The following is a 23,985-nucleotide window of genomic DNA, read 5'->3' as shown; positions in this document are numbered from 1 at the left end:
CATAAAAAACTGAATAAGTGGAGTACATATATCAACCCTAAATAACATTAAGATAATTTACAAATATTTATTAAGAAATTAAAAGTACAAAGCATTGTACTATGATTACAGTAACAATGTTTATTGAATCAGTACATTGCCTTCTGAACTAACTGCGTCACAAGTCGAAAAATTTAATAATTTTCTAATGTATCAAAGATATTACTGCTGTATCTATCAATTTTTATAATTTTATAAAAATTTTTCAAAAATAACATTTAACACCACAATAATATTTGATACATATTCAAAAAATTACAGAAGGGAATGAGTGATCATTATCTCAATGATCTCCCACCTGACAATACGGCATAATTTCTCGTGAAGTAAAGTGTCATTAAATAAATTCACATTATCAATATTCTATCAACAATATGCAATATTGATTGACTTTAAATGGTGATTCCATGAATTTTTATTAATTACCTAAAATTAGAGTTTGTCTAATTAACATTTACTTACTTTTATTTTGATTGGATATATTATATTATTAATATATTCATTAGCCTTAAAAACTATAAAATCTTTTTTAAAGATAATGATTATTACATTTTTATCAAAATGATATACGACAATTAAAATTGCAATCTTAAGGTTTAAATATTTCAATAAGTTCAATTCTTATTGAGCAAAAATTAAAAATAATGCATTTTAGAAGTCCTTGTGTACAAAGCATTGCATGAATTTGCTATATATCTGAAGATAGCATTGCCATAAAATATGTTAACTAGCTAAATGTTATTTTACGACGCGTATATCAGCATTCTTTGGACGCTCATCTGACGTTCAAAATCATTAGTATGAAAATTTTATAAATATAGATATATTAATAAAAATATTTTAATACAGATAAAAGATTTTAGACATTATAAAAAAGATACATCATAACGAAAATACATAGTTTAAATCATTTAATTACAACATAAACAAAAGTCTTACAGATAAAACCATGATCTTGATAGCTTTTAAGCCTGCATAAAAATACTTTCCTGTATAAAAATGTGTTATTAGATAAAATTATAAGAATACAATATTTTCAAATAATCTGTATTATAAATATAAGACTCGATCGTTGAGGTGGTAATACTTAATTGAATTCTACACTTCCATATCATTTTGAAGCATGGCGAATCAAATGAGACATTATAGTTATAAGAAAAATTACTGAATGTTAAAAAATAAAAAACAAGATTTGAACATTAATTACATAATTATATACTGTTTTAAAATTACACGTATTGATTATCTGATATTTTTGTTAATTAAAATACAATTTATCTAGTGCGCATTTGAGTGGTTTTATATACAAATCAATATAGCAAAAGTTATTTTCTCCTTCGGAGGTAATCATGAAAAATATTTAACCTAACCTTATGACATATTTAAATGAAAATATGTTAACAGTTTAAATCGAGAAGCGATGTTTAGTTTACAAAGAATTAATACGCATTAAATGAATTAGTTTAATTTAATGTCAATATTCTCGAGATAATAAATGTATAGAATATATTATAACTGTTTTCGGGCAATATAAAATACTATCTACATCTCATAATATTATTCACTTTAGAGTATTTTTATAACACTTGTGCTTTATTTTATAACATAGTTATAATCTTACATCAAATAATTGATTATCAAAGGATGAATACAATATTATTACTGTATTTGATTATAATTTCACATGCCCTGCCCATAAAACATAAAAAAATACTATTCATGATGAAATTAACTATAAAATAGCATTTATAGAATGTTTTTTCATTTCCAATAAAAGAAAAGGTATTATGACTAAAATTGATTATTTGATGCGTTTGAGAAAATGCACAAAAATTGACACACTTGAACGTGTTATCGAGAAAAATAAATATAAACTTTCTGAAGACGAGTTAGGGTTATTTTACTCGGCTGCTGACCATCGTCTTGCAGAACTAACAATGAATAAATTGTATGACAAAATCCCTGCGTCAGTTTGGAAATTTGTTAGATAACTACGAATTTATTTGCTCAGAAAAAAGACTGATAGCCGATAGTTTATTTTATCGGCTTAATATGTATATATTATTATATAGTAAATCTTAGGTAAATTTATTTTTCCAGTATACTTTTATTTTTTTAATTTATTATATTTAACTTTTTAAGTTAATAAAACATATGGTCAATAGAAGATATGTGTTACTACTCATTCTTATTCTAATGCTTTCAAATAGAAAAAAATTAAACTATATAAAATGCAATAAAATGTAAATAAATTTCCTAAATCCTTTTTATATAGACACTTGTATAAAATCTATCAGAAAAATAATGAAAAAAGATAAGAGTAGAAAACAATACGGGCGGAAGCGCTATCAGTTCATCTCGGCATACGCATCCCTTGCTATGGCTGCTTCCTTCCGAATCTGACCAAGTTAACAAATTAGCATTCCAAGAGAACCAATAGAGCCCCATAAATCTAATTTTTCTTAAAAAGAAAATCTATTATACTTAATAAAAATTATTAGAGCAATAAAAACTTATTAAGCAACACTCAAAAATATTTTATATTACATACAACTAAAAACAGTAAATGCAGATATTTTAAAAAAAATCACTCTATTTTAGTATATAAGTTTTACGAAATACTCAAACCATTTAACATGCTCAATCTTTGAGCTAGCACAAATATTTGTATCTTGATATGAGTGCTAATATTATTCATAAAATCTTAAAATGTATCTAAATTTCAGATTATTATCAATTACATTGCATTACAATAACAAGGAGAACTTTTTCAGTCTTTTTTTTTAAAATATAAACAATAAACGTAAGAATAGACAAATACAAGTATTGATTCAAATAAATATTCATGCTTTTCTACATTGAAAAAAATTTTAAATACTTAATATATCTTAAATAAGTTAAAGATATCTAATCACATGTTCTGTGACATCTTTAATCATTACTATCATTATATCTATTAACCTTCGACTATTATAACAATATCTTATTTTAAACTAAAATATTTTTACTGATATTATACTATTTGCATGAGGTATACTTATTTGCTTAATACTTTGTGTATCTATGATTACGAAAATTATTTTAAACTTTCATAAATATTAAAATAGAAATCACCAACTATATTTTAGAATACTGCTTCATTATACTTAATTTCATTGCTAGTAATAGTTCTGTTCAAGTGTTTGAAATCATAACATACTACATGCTCTTACTAAAAAAATAACGAGGAAATTTCTGGATAAAAACCACTTTGATACAAATATAGTCATACAAATATATCTAATGTACATTGAACTTGCTATGTTATAGAAAATACCTGATATTATTAAATATAAAAATTATAAGAATGTAATTTTTGATATAGTTTATAACTAATATTAATACTATTCACTTTTTATTTTGAGATAATGAATTTAATGATCACGCTGAAAAATTAATAAGATCTTATCTCTAAGAGATAGATAATTCATAATAAATTAGCAGTATGTATCTTATTATCATGTATAATAACTAACTCATTCATCCAGATCTATTGTATTCACTAATTGTAGTATTGATCATCAACGTAATTTACTGAAACAATCTCTACATAAGGTACCATGCTTAAACGTACATGATAAAAGAATAATATTAAATATATATGTCAATAATGTATTGAAATAATATAAGCTAATCTAATAAATAGTATAGTATTAAGAAGCAACCTAAAGTAATTAAAAGTTATATAGTATTTAACAAAAAACCGACACGAAATACAGCAATTATACAATAACATCTCAACTACACTCTATACGCTAAAACAATCTCTATTACAAACGAGTAAAATCAACTAATGTTATCGAAAAAAACTAAGTAAAACCTTCCACTATCTCATTAATCAATAACTGAAATGAGTATTCTTATACTAATGATCGTTTAATAATACTTGATAATGCTATAACTAAGAAGTAAAATTATGCTATGTATAACAAAATCAAACATAGAATGATGAGAATCGGTATCGAAATATTAGAATATTTAATATTTACCACATTTTATAACCTACTGAACAGACAAAATTGATCTTTATTATTATTTTATATGCTAGTAAAAACATTTCCACGAATCATCTAAACTCTCTCTCTCTTTAAAATACAGTATTAAATTCCATTAAATACATTTTCCTAGATCATGAATAACTATTCTATACGCTCTATTATTTAATGTCATCTTTAAATATTAAATTATTAATCATATATGATACTAAGTAAATAATATCAAAATACAGACAAACAAAAAAGAATATTTGAATACCTACTTTCTCTTTATATATTTATCATTTATTTATCTTATTATAACACAAAAACACTAAATAAGCTCTTAAAAGAACTATATTTGATATTAGTATAAATGACAATTTTAAAGTATATAGACATCACACTAATCTATATAACATTTACTCAGTTGTAGTGCTAGACAGTATTACTTAAGTCTAAATAGTTTTACTATTTGTAATATATTTCTTCATTGTTAGCACAATAATTATTTTTATTTCTTTCATTGCATTGTGCATCAACTATCATTGATGATTATATCATACTGTTAATAGTGAATTTTATTCAAGATATTTATACAGTTTTAAATGTCCTAAAAGAAATAACCTCAACACATTCTTAGATAATTCAATGAATTTTATATTTAAATATTGTGATTTATGACATACATATTAGTTCTTATAAACTACTAAACCTCTGAGAGAGGATAATTTTTCACAATAATTTACTAGTTTATTATATATTTTATAAAAACTTACTAATTTCTTAATTGCTCTTTTTTTTAAATACCACTGTATTTGATCTTAGTTACATAAGAAAATATAGAAGACTACAATACAAAGTATCTGTGCTTATTTTTAATCGTGTATTTTATATCAATAACACTTTATTTGTATTGTAATAGTTTCTGAATACATTAAAGCATATTATTATATTTATTTTTATATTCTTTGTTTTCATCTCTACGTTCAGAGATATACATAAAATTATGTCATTTTCATTTCTATAATAAAGTATATCAATTATTAATTTATCAAACTAAACATTATGATAAGAGAATTAACCAAACTTATTATTCAGATTCTAATATTATATGTATTAGATGTAAACTGTAAAAGTTATACAAAATTTAAATCTACTATAAATATAATATACTTTAGTCAATTTTTGAAATTGTCACTAATTTCAAGATAAAAATAAAATAATAAAAAATATCTAATATTAGCACTTTCTTATTTAAAGAATTAATTTTATCTCACAGAAGAAAATATTATATGAGATGCTAATAAATTGTTATTTAAATAAACTAGTAACATATTTTAATTATATGATCATTCATTCTTAAGTAGTGAGTAGAGTCATACTGAAAACTATACTCACAATATCTATAGAAATTTTATTTAATTTCATTATTATATAATATTCTAAATTTCATTAAAGTCAAACTGAAAAATATTGAAAAGTATCTTCATTTTATTACTAATAAACTGGTTATAAAAAATTAAAAAATCAGTGCACCTACAGACAATTTATAATAATAATAGCGTAATCAAGATTAACTAGTTATCTAGTTATGATTATACGAAGTATTATATACTGTTCATCATGCTTAGTATTAAAAATAACAAGTATGTAATAATTAAAAAAAACTACACATATTTTAAATATTATTATGTTTTCACTAAAAATTTGGCTAGACTTTTCTAAATCTAGATATAATTACTTTATCTAGCATTACAATTAAACCATTACATTATTAATAATTTTTATTAATAAATATTACATCCAGTTTTTATTAAATTTTACTAAACTTAGTAAAAAAATAAAATACTTTATCTTAAAAAAGATTTAATCTTTCAATATTTAATTGAGCATAGACAATAGAATTTTCAATAACTCATGATTTATGAGTTTTATGTTATTTATAGTATAGTAATAAAATTTTTTAATATCTTTATTCACTACAACCATAAATAATATAATTAATTAATTGAGCCTTTTGGCTAAATAGCCACGAGAAAATATCTTGCATATCAAATACATTAAAAATCAACGTTGAATATTTATTTTTAAAATTTTATTTAAAGTATTTTATCCATCAGGAATAAGTAATATTAATACTTCTGTACAAAATAATATTCTAACTCTCTAGTTCTATTACTTATAAAAACTTTAAAATAAACTCCTAGATAAATTTTTTTTCAAAGAAAATAAATATATAAAAATTTTATAAAAAGTATAAATGTTATCTAGAAAAATGCAATCTATTAACTTAAAATGTCATGACCTCATAAATTATTAGTTTAGTGCCTCTAACTTTCTCATAATTAATAAGACACTTTATATAATCTTAACTTCATAATAGACAGGAAGATTAGCGTAATAACTAACTGTTTCATATATACTTATCATGTTTACAATATAGATTGTTACACATAAAATACAATAACTACTCAAATATATATTAATATATGATATTTTTTAGTACAACTCAGCTTTATTTCCTGAGTACTGTAAAAATTCTTTTAAGTATTGAAATATCATTTAAATCGAAGATAATTGTACTAGATTTCAGATAAGAAAATAATACGCAATTATTATATATCTCTTAAACTTAATAATTACAAAAAACTAACTATATTTTAAATAAAAATTTTTTATACTCACTATAAATGAGCTATTACCACTCGATAAAAATCAGTGTTCATATAAAAATATCAAAAAAAACGTAAGAGATGAATTATTTATTAAAATATCATCAATAATAATACCATCAAGTAATATTACTTATCTCAATAAGTAATATGTACTCATCAATAATCAAATTAATACCTAATATTTAACGTTATAAGTGAAAATAAATTACAAAAAACAATAATTTCACATTATTGATACTAATACACTCAAATCGAATAACAATAAAATATTTTATCAATATATTATTTTATAAAAATCTGAATTTATTACTTAATGGAGTCTATTTATATTTTAGAGTAACATACATGAGCATATTCATTATTCCACGTATTAAACCATTCAGTAATAGAAAGCTGGTACGTTAAATTTTTATATTTAACGATTTTTTATTAAAAATTATTTAACAGTTCTGCATCCTAAAAATACAATTCTATTTCATAGAATTGGCAATGGTATATTAGATGATAGAAATACCAGTTACAAAATAGATTGAATCTTTAGTATATATATTAATGTAAAGTTAAAAAATAATTAAAACCTATTCAACATCTTTTCGATAATAATTTTTATTTATACTATACGAATAACAAAAAATATGATAATAAGATAATTGATAATTATTTTAAAAAATAACACTCTCACTGAGAGACTAATATAAAATAACACCAAAGATGAGTATGCATAAATCTTTTGTGCATTCACTATTCTATCTATAAAAGCCTAATGAACCTTATTTCGTTATCAAACTCGATTTAGATCGTCATTTTTATTTTTTTAGAATTTATTGCAATACCAAATACAATGTAAATATTCATGATATATTTTATATAATACTAAAAACATAAATGAATAGTACTGAATTTGGATCTAACATATACCCACGCACTTAGTTAGAAAGATTAACAATCCGTCCCATCAATCTATCTTAAAATTATAAACAAAAATCACTATCTGTACAGTTGTCGATTACGTTCTGTATTTTGCATCCAATAACAACGTAAAATTTTTTAAACACAGTCTTAGGTTAATAAATAGCCAAGTTATTCATTTTCTTTCTATATTTAACAAAATTGATATATTCATCGAGGCTATGCGCTAATAATTTGAATTCATCAAATAGTACTATTACATAAAGTCGTATTTATCTTCTTTAAGAAGTTTTACAATAAAATAAAAATTCTTTTTTTAAGATACCGATGAATTATAGTCTTGCTACGAGCACTAACACACCAAGACTCTTGAAATAAACTATACTCACTGCACATAATTTTTGCTTTTTTGTCATATTATCTTCATAACATTATTTCAAACGATAAATAATAACAACTTTTTTAAAAAAAATTACAAATTATAAACGAAGATATTATAAATTAATTAAAATATAACTTTGATTATATTTTAAAAATTAAATAAAAAGCATAATCACTACAATTAATACAAATATTCAATAAATAACTTAATTGCAATAAATTTAAGTATTTCATAGCGATTTAAGATCTACATCAATCTAGTTTAGCACTTTTGATAGTTAAAATTATTCATTAAAATTTAATATAATCAATCATACAATATACTTACCACACCTCTCACAACATATAAAAATTATATCAAATTTTTAATAGTATTTAAACTTGTAAGTTTCACGGTAAGTAGTGAACAACTTAAAACACTGTTCTACTGTACTTATCAACAATATATATGTATTGTCTATTATAACATTGCATTAAGATACTAAACATAAGAATATTAACTCAATCATAGTATGATGATAAAATTAACTAAAGAATTAAACATGATATAATAAGAATGATAGTTGAGTACATAAAATACTATTTATTATAAACAGCACTGACTGACAAAAATAAACTTTATAATATGATTAACTTAATAAACTGAGTAAAATATCAAACAGAGAGTCTTATTCATGCCTATATAAAACAACGTTGAGTTTGAAGTTAATTGCATCATCATTGAGGAATATTAACTGAGTTTCACAAATGATTGTATCTATTTTTTTTAGTGATAATCACAATGTTTTATTGAGAGATAAGTAAAATCTTAACAACACCTAAAGTTATGTCTATTGACACATACATGAAGTATTAAGTGTTAGGTATATTGATATAAAATATTAATTTAATATAAAATAACCTTAATACACAAAAACTCTAAGTTATATCGAAAAATTACAAGTATTGAAAAGCGTAATTTACATTTGCAAGATCAAAAAATACTTGTAATAATACATGTTAAGTATTATTACATAAATTATATGCATTAGCACTTAATACTAAAAATTAGTTATTATAAAGAGATATTTTAAAAAAAGATATAGATTATTTCTCAACCAATAGTAAAATTAATGACTAATATTAATACAATTCATTTAACTACCAAGTAAATATCACTAATAATTAATATTATTTTTGCAACATATCAAACAATCAATCTTATTTTAATTTATTGAAATAAGTAGTAATAAAAATCTACTCTTTGTCAGTTTTATAAATACTACTTTGCAATAATACTGATCTCCTACAATTATTTATCTACTTAAATAAATTGCAAAAATATTAGATAATGATTGAGCGCTTACAGAATTATACTTGACATATTGGATGATAATTACTTAGAATATACTATATTAGATAGAAGTCTTACTTATACACATATACTGTACTTCTACAGAAAAAACTAAAAATAAATTTTTAACCTGAATCACCTGTGATCCAAACAAAAAAATAACTACTGTTAATGATACTATAATCATTAACACTTACTAATTATATCAAAAGATAGATTCATAATTCAAGATTTTATAAAACATAATTACTGAAATTATTTATAAAATAATCCGAATTGCAAGCTAACCGTTAATTCATCAAGTTTAAATAATCTACAATGGTTATTATTTAGATCAATTAACGTCATCAAAAGTATGCTACCGCAGGAATAATAGAGAATGATTAATTTTAAATCTTAGCCCATACATCACGTAACCCAACAGTGCGATTAAATACTAATTTACCTTTACTGTTGAAACTCTTATCCAGACAAAAATAACCTATACGCTCAAACTGATACGGTGTATCTGTTTTTGCTGTACGCAGGCTAGGCTCTACGAAACCATGACAAATAACCAATGATTCAGGGTTAATCACAGACAAAAAATTCTCTATTTCTCCAGGATTTGGCACAGTAAATAATCGATCATAAAGACGAAATTCTGCTGGTAGCGCATGTGCGATACTCACCCAATGAATAACTCCTTTTATTTTTCGACCATCCCTAGGATCTTTATTACGTGTCAATGGATCATAAGTGCAATGTATAGTCGTAATATTACCTTTTTTATCTTTCTCAAGATATTCAGCTTTAATAATGTACGAAGAACGTAGACGCACTTCTTGACCTAGAACTAAACGTTTATATTGATCTTTTGCTGTTTCACGAAAATCAGCACGATCAATATACAACTCACGGCTAAATGGTACTTGACGTACACCCATCTTCAGTTTATTTGGATGATTAGGAATTGCTAAAATTTCTTCACTTGTCGACATATTGTTAATGACTAAACGAATTGGATTCATTACCGCCATTGCGCGCGGTGCATTCTCATTCAGATCGTCACGAATACAAGACTCTAATAACGCCATTTCAACATTATTATTTTGCTTAGTTACACCAATACGCTTACAAAATTCACGAATAGATGCAGCTGTATAACCACGACGACGTAAACCTGAAATAGTTAACATACGTGGATCGTCCCAACCATCAACTAATTTCTCAAACACTATTTGATTTAACTTACGCTTAGACATGATAGTATATTCAAGATTTAAACGTGAAAATTCATACTGACGAGGATGACAATCAATGCTAATATTGTCTAGAACCCAGTCATATAAACGACGGTTATCTTGAAACTCCAACGTACACAATGAATGCGTAATACCTTCTAACGCATCAGAAATAGAATGTGTAAAATCATACATTGGGTAAATACACCATTTATTTCCAGATTGATGATGCTCTGCAAATTTAATACGATAAAAAATAGGGTCACGCATTACAATAAAAGGTGATGCCATATCAATTTTAGCACGTAAACAAGCTTTACCTTCCTTAAAACCACCAGCTCGCATTTTTTCAAAAAGTACTAAATTTTCTTCGATATCACGATTACGATAAGGGCTATTCTTACCGGGTTCTTTTAGTGTTCCACGATATTCGCGAATTTTCTCAGCGCTCAGTTCATCAACATAAGCCAAGCCTTTTTTAATCAATTCTATAGCGTATTGATAAATCACATCAAAATAATCTGAAGAGTAATGAACCTTACCGCTCCATTGAAAATTTAACCAATGCACATCGTATTGAATTGATTTTACATATTCAATATTTTCTTTTATGGGATTAGTGTCATCAAACCGTAAATTGCACTGTCCCTGATAGTCCTGCGCAATACCAAAATTTAAGCAAAGTGATTTGGCATGACCAATATGTAAGTAACCATTAGGTTCAGGTGGAAATCGTGTTTTCACGGAAGTATGTTTTCCACTCGATAGATCTTTATCTATGATCTGACGGATGAAATTTGTTTGTCGAGTTTTTACTTTATTCACTATTATAATTCCTTAATACAAAACGTATAACAACAAAATATCTTTTTACTATAAAAATTAGGAAATCACTATTTAATCAGTAACCTTTATAATACTGAGTAATATAATAATTGTTACAAACCTGTAAATAACTAAATAAACAAATTATATAGCAAAAATAAACCACATCACCTATTTTATGACAGGTATAACATATGAATTATTTAAATAACATATATCCTAATGAATATATTGAATATTTTTTATGATATAACGTGATTATTAAGAAATTACTCTTATAAAAATTTCATATTCTCTATTCAACAATTAGGTAATCAGTGCTACTGTAATATATACTAAAATCGTACATTTGAATATCATTGATCTTATTTTAAATTTTAATTATTTTTCTATCAATACGATACTCATTAAAACGAAAAAGCTTTTAGAATCATATTGCACATATAAAATGTATTATGTCTAGACACCTTAAGAATTATATCTAGTTTAGAGTATTACACTATTCAAAAATGTTTTATATATATCAGCATTATTCACCAATATATTGTCATATAAACCAGTGGTTTTTGCACAGACTAAGAATTATTAAATCATATCTCTTTCTTTAAAGATGCCGGCATAACTACAATTGTATTGAGATAATATTTCAACAATCTACCGCGAAAACTGTTATTAAATTATGCACCCCTTTTTGAAAGGTATTTAAACTTTTATAAGTCACCTGCGGATTTTTAATACTTTCAACTGTATCATTACTACAGTAATTTATAGCATTTTAGACGCATCTAAACTTTATATATTCTCTTTAGAAAACTTAGATTTGTTTTTGATTAGTTTCTACGTTTTAAATAGTGATGATGAATATATAACACCTTTTCTTAAAATTACTAAAAATACCTTATCAGTACATACTTTTTTGAATATATAATAGCACTAGAGATACCTTACGTATGATACAGTGACAAAAAAGGACGATTACAATTAGCTAAGTAACAAAAGTTCCATTAATTGCGACATGTCTTAACTCATACAATAACTATAAATTTTTCTTCGTCTGAAAAAATATATAAAATAATGACTTGTAAAAATAATCATAAAGATATTCTAAAGTTTCTCTCTCATGACCAGTCAAAAAAACATTAAAATCACAATCTAATTAAAAATATTAAACACCAAAGATAATAAGTTTTTATATCAATTAAAATTTATCTGCAGGAACTGACTAGTCAATATCATACTTTACTTTTTTACTATTACTTTTTAAAAAACAGTATTAAAAATAAATAAAAATTATTTTATGAAAACTATAAAATGATTAACAAATAGAAAAGAAGCTATAGACTTAATGCTAATTCCAAATAATAGATTATAAAATATATATTTTTTATTTCTACTTAAAGCGATTCTTATAATAAAAATATAAAAATGTAATCTTCATGTAATAGGTGACAAAAATTAAAGAGAGAAAGCTAATACCTAACTAATAATATATGCATTCAAAAAGATTAGATTGTTTACAACAATATGCTTCATCAAGAACGCTAAAAAAATATTTAAAAATTAACTTTATAATATAAAGTAATTTAATATTTAAATGTTTTTAGTTTTAACAATACTCTCTATCTTATTTTTAAGCACCTTGTTAACTTGCTTATTGCAATAAAAATATCAGCACTTAATATATATCTCAATAAAATTCACAAAAAAAATATAAATATATTTATTTATAAAATCTGTAGTGATATTGCTATTTATCTCAGAAGCTGATAGCGCAATTGTTTAAATAGATCTGTATTATCACATATTAATATAATGATATCAACAAAACAGCCTACTGTGTGAAATAGCAAATTCTTTTATAAATAACAATATCTGATAAAATTTAGTTCATGCAATATTTTTTCAGTTTCTTACGCAAAGTACCACGATTGATACCCATCATTAGAGCTGCGCGAGTCTGGTTTCCGCGAGTATATTGCATAACCATATTTAACAAAGGTTGTTCTACTTCAGCCAGTACTAACGCATATAAATTGTTAATATTTTGATTATGTAACTGAGCGAAATAATGTTTCAGTGCTTTCTTTACTGAATCACACAACGGTTTTTGTGTGACTTGGTCTTGTGAATTTACAGTAGAAATAGTTAATACATCAGAATTTACGCGTTGTTCGAACATAGTTCTGTTAGCTCTTATCTTTGTTTACACCCAATATTTAAAAAATGCTTTCAACACTTCAACTACTTACTGATATCATAAATCGTGTTGAATTAGCGCCGGAATTGATCATTAAGTACATAACTTTTATAAATAACAAAAATTCTATTCCCATACATGCTTATTTATATTCAATATCACAGTCATTAAGCGCCTGTACGTAGGCTATTATAATACACTTTATTTTTCTATTGAAATTAGCGGAAACACATTGCTTGCTTTCAGATAATGTTGGTTTTCCGAAAGATCTAAAATCTTACTTAAGAAACCACTCTTATGGTAAAAAATTAAACTTTATATAAGCTAAGATAACTCTGATTTTAGCGGGTTTATACTAATTTTACTACTAAAAGTAAACAGGGATCAAAAACACCGATTCTTAACTTTAAAAGGCTGAATGCTTAAATAGCAAAATTTTAGTTAACGTAATATTATCTATAGAATTCCGTTTTACAGTAACTAAATTCTGCGATTAGCTCGTGATACTAACACATCAACCGTCTTAATTATATTTTACAAAGGATAAATACACCACTTGAAAATAACGCAAGAACACTAAACTATAAGTGTAGACTTCATTTTTAGATCTTCATATCTAATATTAATGCTCATGATATACTCGACACTTATAACCTTTATATAAATAGTAATTTAAACAAAATATATTCTTATCTGATTAAAGTAAATAATATAAATCTTCAATTTATCAAATTCGTATAATAAAAATACATTTATACTGTAATTATCACAACTGATATATTACAATCTTAAGATATAGAAAATAAATGTTGAGTATATTTTAATAAATTGATAATTTTTCTGCATTGTTTTAAATATAAAAATAATTACAAATAACAATTAATCTACTTGATTTCAATAAATAAAATTTGTCATTATTATTTTTGAAATATAGACATATATTCACTGGTTAAAAGCGAAAAAACCTTTTCTTAGAAAAGGAACTTATTTTTATTCTTCATTTCAAAGAAGTTATTTTTTGATTTTTATTATAATCTGTAAAAATTTTATATTAGTGCGCATATTAATACTCCTAGCGTTTAATTTTTCTGAATACAATACTAAAATCTGTATGAAACACATAATGAACAATATATTTAATAATATTTTATCGATTTTAATCAAATACTAAAAGTGTTAATAAAAAGCCGAAATATACGAATGACTTTCATCATTCATGAAAGTGTATTAAAATTTTTCTAAACTATAAATCACTATAGTGTCAGCGTAATACTTTTTGGTTGACTGTCTGTATAGAAAAAACAAATAATAACCTAAAATATTATGTAGCTCTACATTTTATTATTACGACCTACTTTATAACTTTAAACTCAATCTTAATATTTTAAGATTCATTTAACTATTAATTAACAAATACTAATAGTATTACATTCACAACTAAAGTCAATAAAAATTTCTTTTTTATTCACTTAAAGCCATTTTGTCCATAAAAATATTTAATTAATGACAGTATTAAATGAAAAAACTTTTGAGCATAACTTAGTCAAAAAAAAGATCAAGAAAATCAGATTAACTTAGCTGATTCTTAATCATTTTTTTTAAACATATTGGCTATAGTTATCTATTGATCTATTTGCTTTCTTGGCATTTATTTTTTATCATTATATTTAGTAGCTCAACTAATCTCCAAAGAATAGAGAAACGTTTTTATTGAATAAGAAGACTTTTATCTTTATTCTAAAAGTACATAAACTAATAATATACGCGTCACTATCATAGATAATCTTCACACAGTGAGAACTGAACTCAAGACGTCATATCATAAAGATTTTAAAATATAAAACAAATAACGCTGCTTTTAATAAGTTGTTATTCTAAAGATGAACATCTACAACAGATTGAATTAAATTGTCACTTCACCTCATAAGTATTATATTCTTTTTTTCTAAAAGAAGAGTCTTTAAAAACGTCTTAAATTTTTTATATTGACCGATATTATACTATAATTCCATAAACTTTTACAAATTATGTTTCAGTATGACATTAAATATATAACGTTCATTGTATTTTTCTATTTTAATAATTAAGTATGGCGTCTGTAATACAAGACTATTCACGAATGTTATTCGCTTATGGTCTGAATTAATTCAATATACTTTTACACAAAAATTCTTTTATACAGACTGTATGTCTTAGTAAGACATCTTTTGTCCGCAACATTACTAGTATTGACTACAATAGTATAATATAATCTTAAAAAGATGGAATGATATATCTCTTAATACGCTAAAAACTTTTTACTCATATGATAAAATGTTAACTAGAACTATTTATATTTTAATATCTTTTATATCAATAATAAAAGTATTCTTTATGTTCTGTGGCTACTGCTAATAAAAACCTAAATAAGTATTTTTAAAATTTACTCCAGAAAACTTGATTTACTTCAGCGATTTCTGTTTTTCAGGCTTTAAAATAATAATATATTATATTCTTTCTAAGAAGCCTCTCGCTAGTATCTTCTATCGAAAACTATTTTTACAAATATACAGAAATATAAAACACTCAATATATTTTCGTTATTTAACACTATCTTCATATCTTTTCTTACTATACGTTTGAATTTATTAAAATATTTGGACTGATATTAATATATAGCCTTTTCTTGTTCTCAAACATATACAGAAAAAATATATTAAAATAAATCCCACATTAGTTTAAGATTAGGTAATCTTGATGTGTGACTTTAGCATGTAATATTTTCTTATAATACTATTATTAGAATGTTCATAAACACATAGGTAAGAATAGATTTTCCAAAAATATTGGAAATAAAAATCATTTTATTGTGACTGCATAACACAAACACTTATATAGTAAAAAAATTATATTATTAAATATCAATGTTAATTTTTAGTTAAGCAACTGACTCTCAGTAAAGAGAAGTGTTTACCACATAAGTGTACTAATCTTAAAATGTATCTTATACTGAAAAAAAAGAAACTACTTCAACTTCTAATGAAGTTAATAGACAAATTTTTTAAATCCTCTGACACTCTTTATATATTAATTGCAAAGAGATGACTGAAATGCAGAACGCTTATAACTATTTAGTTATAAATTCTATTAATTTTACGTAAAACTTTAAAAAAGATAAAATAATTTTTTTAAAATTATCATGATTATTATAAATGTATAAATACTATTATTACAGTAAGTGTACTTATTAAAAAAATAAAATTATTTATTAAATAAGGATTTTATCTTATCATTACAAATGTATTTATTTTTTAGAAGAATTGTGATGTCTCATTTATTTGTAAATGTAAATAAAACCTTGCATATAATTGGATTACGTTGTCCTGATCCTATTATGTTAGTTCGCAAAACAATTCGTAGCATGGATACTGGTCAGACATTATTAATTATTGCAGATGACCCTGCTACAGTACGAGATATACCCAGTTTTTGTCGATTTATGCATCATGAGCTCCTAGAAATTAAAAAAGAAAAAGAATTTTATCGTTATCTAATACGTAAAAAATAACAAAACTATAAATTGCATTGCAACATACATATACACCCATGTATTAACATCTATCAATAATAATTTCATGAGAATTTTCTAGTTGTTTGAAACTAGCTTCACGAGAAATTACACGTAAATTTTTGCATTTAATATCAATCAGTATTCGTTATTATTAATATACTTTACATTATCCTTGTATCGATAACATTTCAAAAAGTTAGCAAAGATCAAATTTTCCTATATCATTATACTTAATATTTATTAATCAATATGTATAGTTCTTTAAATGTAATTTAATATTTTATTTTTTAAATTTTAATAATAATTAAATACAATTAGTTATGAAAAACATTTGTATTTATCATAAAAAGTATCTCCAAGGTATTTGGATAAGTATTCAAAAAATGTTTTTAAATCTAAATATTTTATTTTTAATACAAATAAACCACAGCTAACTCAAAAAACTATACAATGTCACTTCAATCAACTATTGTTTAAAAACAATTATCACACGATATAAAATAACCTCTCATAATTTATAGTAATTGATTATAAGAGAATGATACAGATAAATACGTTAAATAATTTTAGATAAGTAAAGAATATTACATATTATTAACATAATATCTGTACACTTTAATTGCAAATTAATACTAGAGTAATTTTTTGTAAAAGAATAATTAATTCCATGTTTAAATATTATTATAAAATAATAATTCAATCTCATTGCCTAAATGAGGTGTATTTTCTAGTAAAAACTAGTCCGATAAATAGCCATGCTAAATATAACTATTAGTGATACTAGTTATACATCGGTATATATTCTATGCATATAATAGACATTAAAGTTATCTTTTAATATTACTGATACCTTAAAAGCATTCATTAGATCATGTACATTTCTTGCATAACAATCAATCTATCCTTAGATTATATTTAAGAATTGCAAATAATTATTTTAATTTATATTTTTACTTTTTAAAGTATATTTTATCAAACAGTCTTTAGCATTATATTTAATTAATTTAACTTATTTTCTAAAATATATTTACTATGAAAATGACATCAAAACTATCTTAGCTAACTCTTTACAATTCTCTGATTGCATTACAGTGCATAATTATCTTTTCAGCTATATAAATTGCAGATTTTACAAGAAGTAGTGATAGAAATCAAGCTAAAATAGTAATCTTCAATACTAACCTCCTTTTTGATAAACTGTTAATACAAGCATATATTGTAATATGCAAAGACTTTTAATCAAAATAGCTTTTCAATTATAGAACATTTATTATTGTTATAAAATATTAAAAAATGACTATAAAATAGCTGTTAATATAACATAACATAATATATAAGTCTATTAATACTGCTGAAACTGGTATCGTATTATATCTTCAAAAACAGCGTGATGTTATTTAAAATTTTACATACGTTGTAAAATACACTTTATGAATCTCTAACCTTAATCTGATATAATTTTACTTGTATTGCATTATCTTTTAATACGTAACCTTCTGTTCTTTTAATTATATTAGATTTAAAAAGAATAAATTAACCAGTGAAAAAATCTCATCACAGTTTGAAAAACTATATATCCGTTCAGCACAAACAAAATAAACAATCTACTCATCATTCTTATAATGATATCAATTTATTATAACAATAGCGCTAGGTATCTATACTTTTCTGCTGACATTTTATTACAACTGAATCTTTTAAAAATAACGTTATTGATACACTGGTAGTATCAAAATAATTATTTTAAGTTTTTAGTAATATAAATTAAAAAATAATACTACTAAAAACACTATCATTAATATTAAGCAGCTAAGATAAACCTGTAACATCAAGCTTCATGACTGATAAGTGCTTTCAACTATCACTTACACAGAGTGTCGATAATTAAAAATTAAATAATAATGTCTTGGACTTCATTCATAAATCTTTATATAGTATGATAATTCTCTATATTATTACTGATATTTTAGTAGTGTACAATATACTAAATTAAGTTGTTTAACAAGAGTTAAGAATTTTACTTATGTAATCCTCTGTAATTTACTTAATAATCTTTGCAATCTTTTACGACATTTCAAAATCTATTATATAAATAATTAAGTTAAAACATTCACTGCCGTTTGTATAAAATAAAATAATTAAGTAGAATTTATGAATAAGTTGCAACTACTTTTTATATTAGTAGTAGTCTTTATAATTATAATTTTTATAAAAATGCAGTAGCATATCTACTTTACATATAGAGATAATAGTAATGCCGAAGTCTTTCCATTGTTTCTAATTTGCATATCAATAAGCATACATTATGTATTTTTTTATAAATCAAATGTAGATAAACTATTACCACTAAATCAGGCAAAACTCACTGTTTATATAATGCTTTATAGGTATAGGTTTATCTATATCTTATTATTCAATCATTAGTTTTGACTTATTTTATATTAATCAATGAATATTGTAGAATTTACTATATAGCTATAATTACAATAAAAATAAAAACCTATTAAAATACAACATTTTTAAGAATTTTATAAAATTTCACAATAATCTAATTATACTCAGATTATACTGACAATAAACTATTCCCAAAATAATTCAGTGAATTGTACAATAATTTTTACGGAATTTAAACATTTACAGTTAGCTTAATACAATTAAAGATAACCAATAGAAATAGCATGATAATAATTGTAAATGTGTCATCGTGAGTAAATTTATCAAATGAATCACCTGTTACCATACTATTCTAATGCTCATTATAAACTAAACCAGAATTATTATTCTAAAGTTTTAAATTGACTCTAAATTATCACTACAACAATTAGGAAAATGATGAAAAGCTAACAAGTAACGGAATACACAAGTTACACAAAGATATATATTAAAAGTTATGCATCAAGAGAATAGATGGTAATTTTAAACCTTATAGAAAAAATATTCATTGGATAATATTTTAATTGTATTAACATACCAACAACTACTAAAAAGTATACATTTAGTATCTTTTTAAAACAATCAATCGACATTACATTCTCAAAAAATATAATAATATAAATAAAATACAATAAACAAAATGATTATTTAATTAAAGGAATTAACCATGTACGATAAAAATCATCAGAGAAGATTTCTAAAATTAGTTGTAACGATGTATAAATATAGCCTGATAAATGTACGTAAATAAAATAATTATAATAATATTATTATAATATCAATTACATTAAAAATACTGAGTATAATAAACCTTTATCGTTATTAATAATATTTAACAAACTCAAATTATGTTATTTCTAGTATAAATGCAAGATTCATTTCTTACTGAAATATAACATATATTTTATAATATTATAATCAATTTGTAAATCATTCTATTTTATTAATTATATGTCTTAGCATTATAATAATATTAGAAAATACGTATTGTTATTCTCTTAATCAAAATCACATTAACGATAACGTTTGATTTGTGAAGTCTCTGCTTGTTATAAATAAGCAAAAAATAATCCGAATATGTATAAGATATTTTACACACAATACAGTATCATCAAACGCTTTTACTATGCAGCTCATTTTCAGTCATGAAATCATGCAACACATTATTTATATACTTATACATAAAACCCTATGAGTAAAATGCTGATTAAAACACATTGACATCACTCTTTTGTATAAAAGAAAAATATTTTATTTGTTTTCATAAGACTTAATACGTGTCAGATCTAGTTTCTATGATCTTGACCAATAGAAAATCAATAACTTTTAGTTAAACTAATATTTGTAAAATAAATACCTGAAACATCTCTTGAAACTTTTACATCCAGTGATAGTTTCTACATACCATGCTATTTTCTAGAAATATTAACGTGAGGGTATAATTTTTAAAATATCCAGTGTATGAATTATATTTTTATAATTAATGATTAGCACTACTATATAATACAAATTATCTGAAAATATGTTTTCTAACACATTGGTTGGAAGACATCGCAGACATAAAACGTACACATAAAAGTGTTTTTATAAGTTAATTACTGGTGAAACTTTTTACTCAAATAACCTATTTGCTATTTAATATTCCATATTCTCACTTTAATGTTATGAATGAACTTTTAGTTTCTACAGAGATTTTATATTCATACGAAAGTTTTGACCTGTATTGTAGATGTTTTTAAAATATGTTTATATACTTAACTCTATACACATCAATAATTATTGAAGTAATCCTAAAACTTTGATCACCGCAATATAAAATTTGCTAATCATATTTTTAACGTCTAATTTAACAAACTTGATTTTATTCTTGAAAAATATTTTCTAAAATTAAAAAACAATCATTCATAGATACTCTTTAGTACAAATGATTCATGAGCAATAATAATGTAATATGTTAAAATATTTTAGATGAATGTCCATTCTATATATTTTTTTGTAATTCTAATAAACACATAAAAATAATTAGCTTTTCAAAAAATTTGAATGAAATATGGTTAATACATTATCTTATTAAGTCATTCTTTATACAATGCAAGCCAATAAAACACATCAAAATTATTTACTATCTTACTTAGTACTGCTATGTACGTACGATTTATTATCTAGAAACATGTCACTATCCTTTATTTTTTAGAGCATAACTGAGATTTTTGTTTAGTACAATAAAGAATATGTTATCAAAAAAACGATATATAATTAACAAAATCACTCTTTGTTATTTAGATAAAAATTTAAAAACTAGAATCTATCACAATAGTCATTAGCTGATGCAATCAGATGTTGATAATGTCATTATCCTTAGGAACTAGACTTTTAGTGTCACGAAAAATCAACTCTATTTTGCAATCAACTATGCTAGAACTATTTTCTATATTTAAACTAATGTGTCAGTTTATATTTTCACTTCAAAATTAGATTACATAAATATCATTTTTAAGATATATATTCCTATACTAAAATACAGTAAACTCTATCTCATTGCATTATAATTTACAAGAAAAATAATATAAGTTTCATGCAAGACAATACCAAATTTATTTTAGTTAAAGAATACGCATAATCGTACATAAATTATCTTTTTATTATTCTCATAAACCTAATGCATACTAACTTGAACTATGATAAATATAATTTAAGTTTAGGTTGTTAAAATGAAAACACTACTTAACGACTTACAAATAACAAGTTAAATAATAAACAATCAGACACTGGAAAAGAAAAAATTCAATAAATCAGGAAATTCAATCACTGTTAAATCTTTAAAAATCAATATTAAAAATAGAACTAAATAAAAGTATCAATTGAAAATTGATAGTGCAAATAGAATATGAACACAATAAATTTAAAGGTAATAACAGTCAGATTAACTTCGATTAAAAAGAAAACGTATAATAAGAGCAGTAAAAGAATTAAAAAATAATATATTTTTTAAAAGAAAAAACAAAATTATATATAAAAAATCTATAGAGCATTAGCAGTAAACAACATGAATACTTCTGAAGATTAAGTAAAAAATAAAAACAATCTGCCATAGTAGATAGAATGAAATGGCAAAATAAAATCTTAAATAAGCAAAAATGGATACTTTAACACATTAAATAAAATAACCTAAATAATAAAAAATTGTATTAATTTAAAAGCACTTACTTAAACCTTGGTTAAATACAGGCGTAATTTTTATAACTAGTTATTTACAAAATAATTAATAATTTTCTTTTTTTCAAATCAACCGTAAATTATTAATAATTTCACTGAATCAAGAAACTGTTGTAGAAATCTAAAAAATATTAAAACACTATATATTAAACTTTATTACAAAATATAATCAGTGATCCAGCGTGAATAAATAATGAGTTATTAAAAACGATATTCGTTTATATAAAAAGTGAAGTATATTAAAGATATATTGTAGTTATCAATACACTAATCTCAAATATCTTTAATCAGAAATAAAATATGATATTTAAAAATGTTATATATAATTCATGCCATTTCTGTTAATAAAATAATGTGTTGAGAAAAACTATAACTAAATTTCTATTTTTATATAAAAGATGAAGAATACTCTTAATTTTGTTATATTGATCTAATTTAATCGGTTCAAAAAAAGCAATATCTATTTAGCTCTAAACATCACCATGTTTTCATATAATAAAAATTAAATATAATGACATCATTATTAAATTCTTTTAAAATTCAAGGTAAATATAAAAATAAATTACTATCAGTTAGATAAAGTGTTTTATGTTATAGAAAATATCAGTCTAACTTTTATAAAATAAATTCAACTAAATAATACAAAATAGAATAAATTTTTTCTAGAACTAAGTCATTTAGTATTTTTATCAAAAAAAATTACTCTAGATAAAAAATCTACAGATGTACATTTATTTAAATTGCATAACTATTTTGAAATTCTGCTTGTACAAAAGAGCTCATTTAATACTTAATTTTAATAAATTGATAAAAGTTATTAAGAACAGTTGATCATATTTCTAAAATTAAGATACTATTTCTAGATCATAGAATAGTATTGTTAATAGATAATTAAATAATAGAAAAAAAGAAAATTATCTAAATATGTTTTTTCTATTAAATAATTATACATAAGATCTGTATTTCATAGGTTATACTACAAGTATTTAGAAAATCTACGTTATTTTTTTAGATAGACACTTAAAATAATAGTATGATAATGTAAAAATACAGCTGATTATTTAAATATAATTTCCACAATACTCGTAAAAAATTTTTTTCGAGTTTTAAAAAAATTTTGTTTATTTGATAACAGTAAAAATATTTTTTAATTTCCTATGATCGTATAATAAAAAACACGTCAGCATT

General features: G+C 23.1%; 4 protein-coding genes and 1 other RNA gene. 2 read left to right on the top strand and 3 right to left on the bottom strand.

Going from position 1 to position 23,985, the window contains the following annotated elements:
• Positions 1 to 1,826: 1,826 nt before the first annotated feature.
• Positions 1,827 to 2,030 (top strand): HHA domain-containing protein, encoded by a 204-nt coding sequence (locus GFV14_RS00485; protein ID WP_457914399.1) that lies wholly within the window; start codon positions 1,827 to 1,829, stop codon positions 2,028 to 2,030.
• Between the two features lie 352 nt (positions 2,031 to 2,382).
• Here the strand turns inward: GFV14_RS00485 and ffs are convergent.
• From ffs to fis, 3 genes are all read right to left on the bottom strand, one after another.
• An RNA gene (ffs, locus tag GFV14_RS00480) (signal recognition particle sRNA small type) lies at positions 2,383 to 2,478 on the bottom strand.
• Between the two features lie 7,264 nt (positions 2,479 to 9,742).
• The gene (gene glnS / locus GFV14_RS00475; RefSeq protein WP_457914398.1) at positions 9,743 to 11,401 is read right to left on the bottom strand and encodes a glutamine--tRNA ligase; all 1,659 of its coding nucleotides are present in this window, start codon (positions 11,399 to 11,401) and stop codon (positions 9,743 to 9,745) included.
• A 1,882-nt stretch (positions 11,402 to 13,283) separates the two neighbouring features.
• The gene (gene fis / locus GFV14_RS00470) at positions 13,284 to 13,580 is read right to left on the bottom strand and encodes a DNA-binding transcriptional regulator Fis (RefSeq protein ID WP_457914397.1); all 297 of its coding nucleotides are present in this window, start codon (positions 13,578 to 13,580) and stop codon (positions 13,284 to 13,286) included.
• A gap of 3,322 nt (positions 13,581 to 16,902) precedes the next feature.
• Here fis and tusA point away from each other — a divergent pair.
• Entirely contained in the window at positions 16,903 to 17,145 is a 243-nt protein-coding gene (gene tusA / locus GFV14_RS00465) for a sulfurtransferase TusA (protein ID WP_457914396.1), read from the top strand.
• Positions 17,146 to 23,985 lie beyond the last annotated feature (6,840 nt).

Origin of the sequence: Candidatus Hartigia pinicola, assembly GCA_020541205.1 — a bacterium.
Taxonomy (GTDB): Bacteria; Pseudomonadota; Gammaproteobacteria; order Enterobacterales; family Enterobacteriaceae; genus Hartigia; species Hartigia pinicola.
This window is presented reverse-complemented; position numbering and strand designations above follow the sequence as displayed.

What these genes read in the sequence shown, in the direction of transcription:
- tusA (WP_457914396.1), top strand. Translation starts at nt 16,903, where the DNA reads ATGTCTCATTTATTTGTAAATGTAAATAAAACCTTGCATATAATTGGA.
- fis (WP_457914397.1), bottom strand. Translation starts at nt 13,580, where the DNA reads ATGTTCGAACAACGCGTAAATTCTGATGTATTAACTATTTCTACTGTA.
- GFV14_RS00485 (WP_457914399.1), top strand. Translation starts at nt 1,827, where the DNA reads ATGACTAAAATTGATTATTTGATGCGTTTGAGAAAATGCACAAAAATT.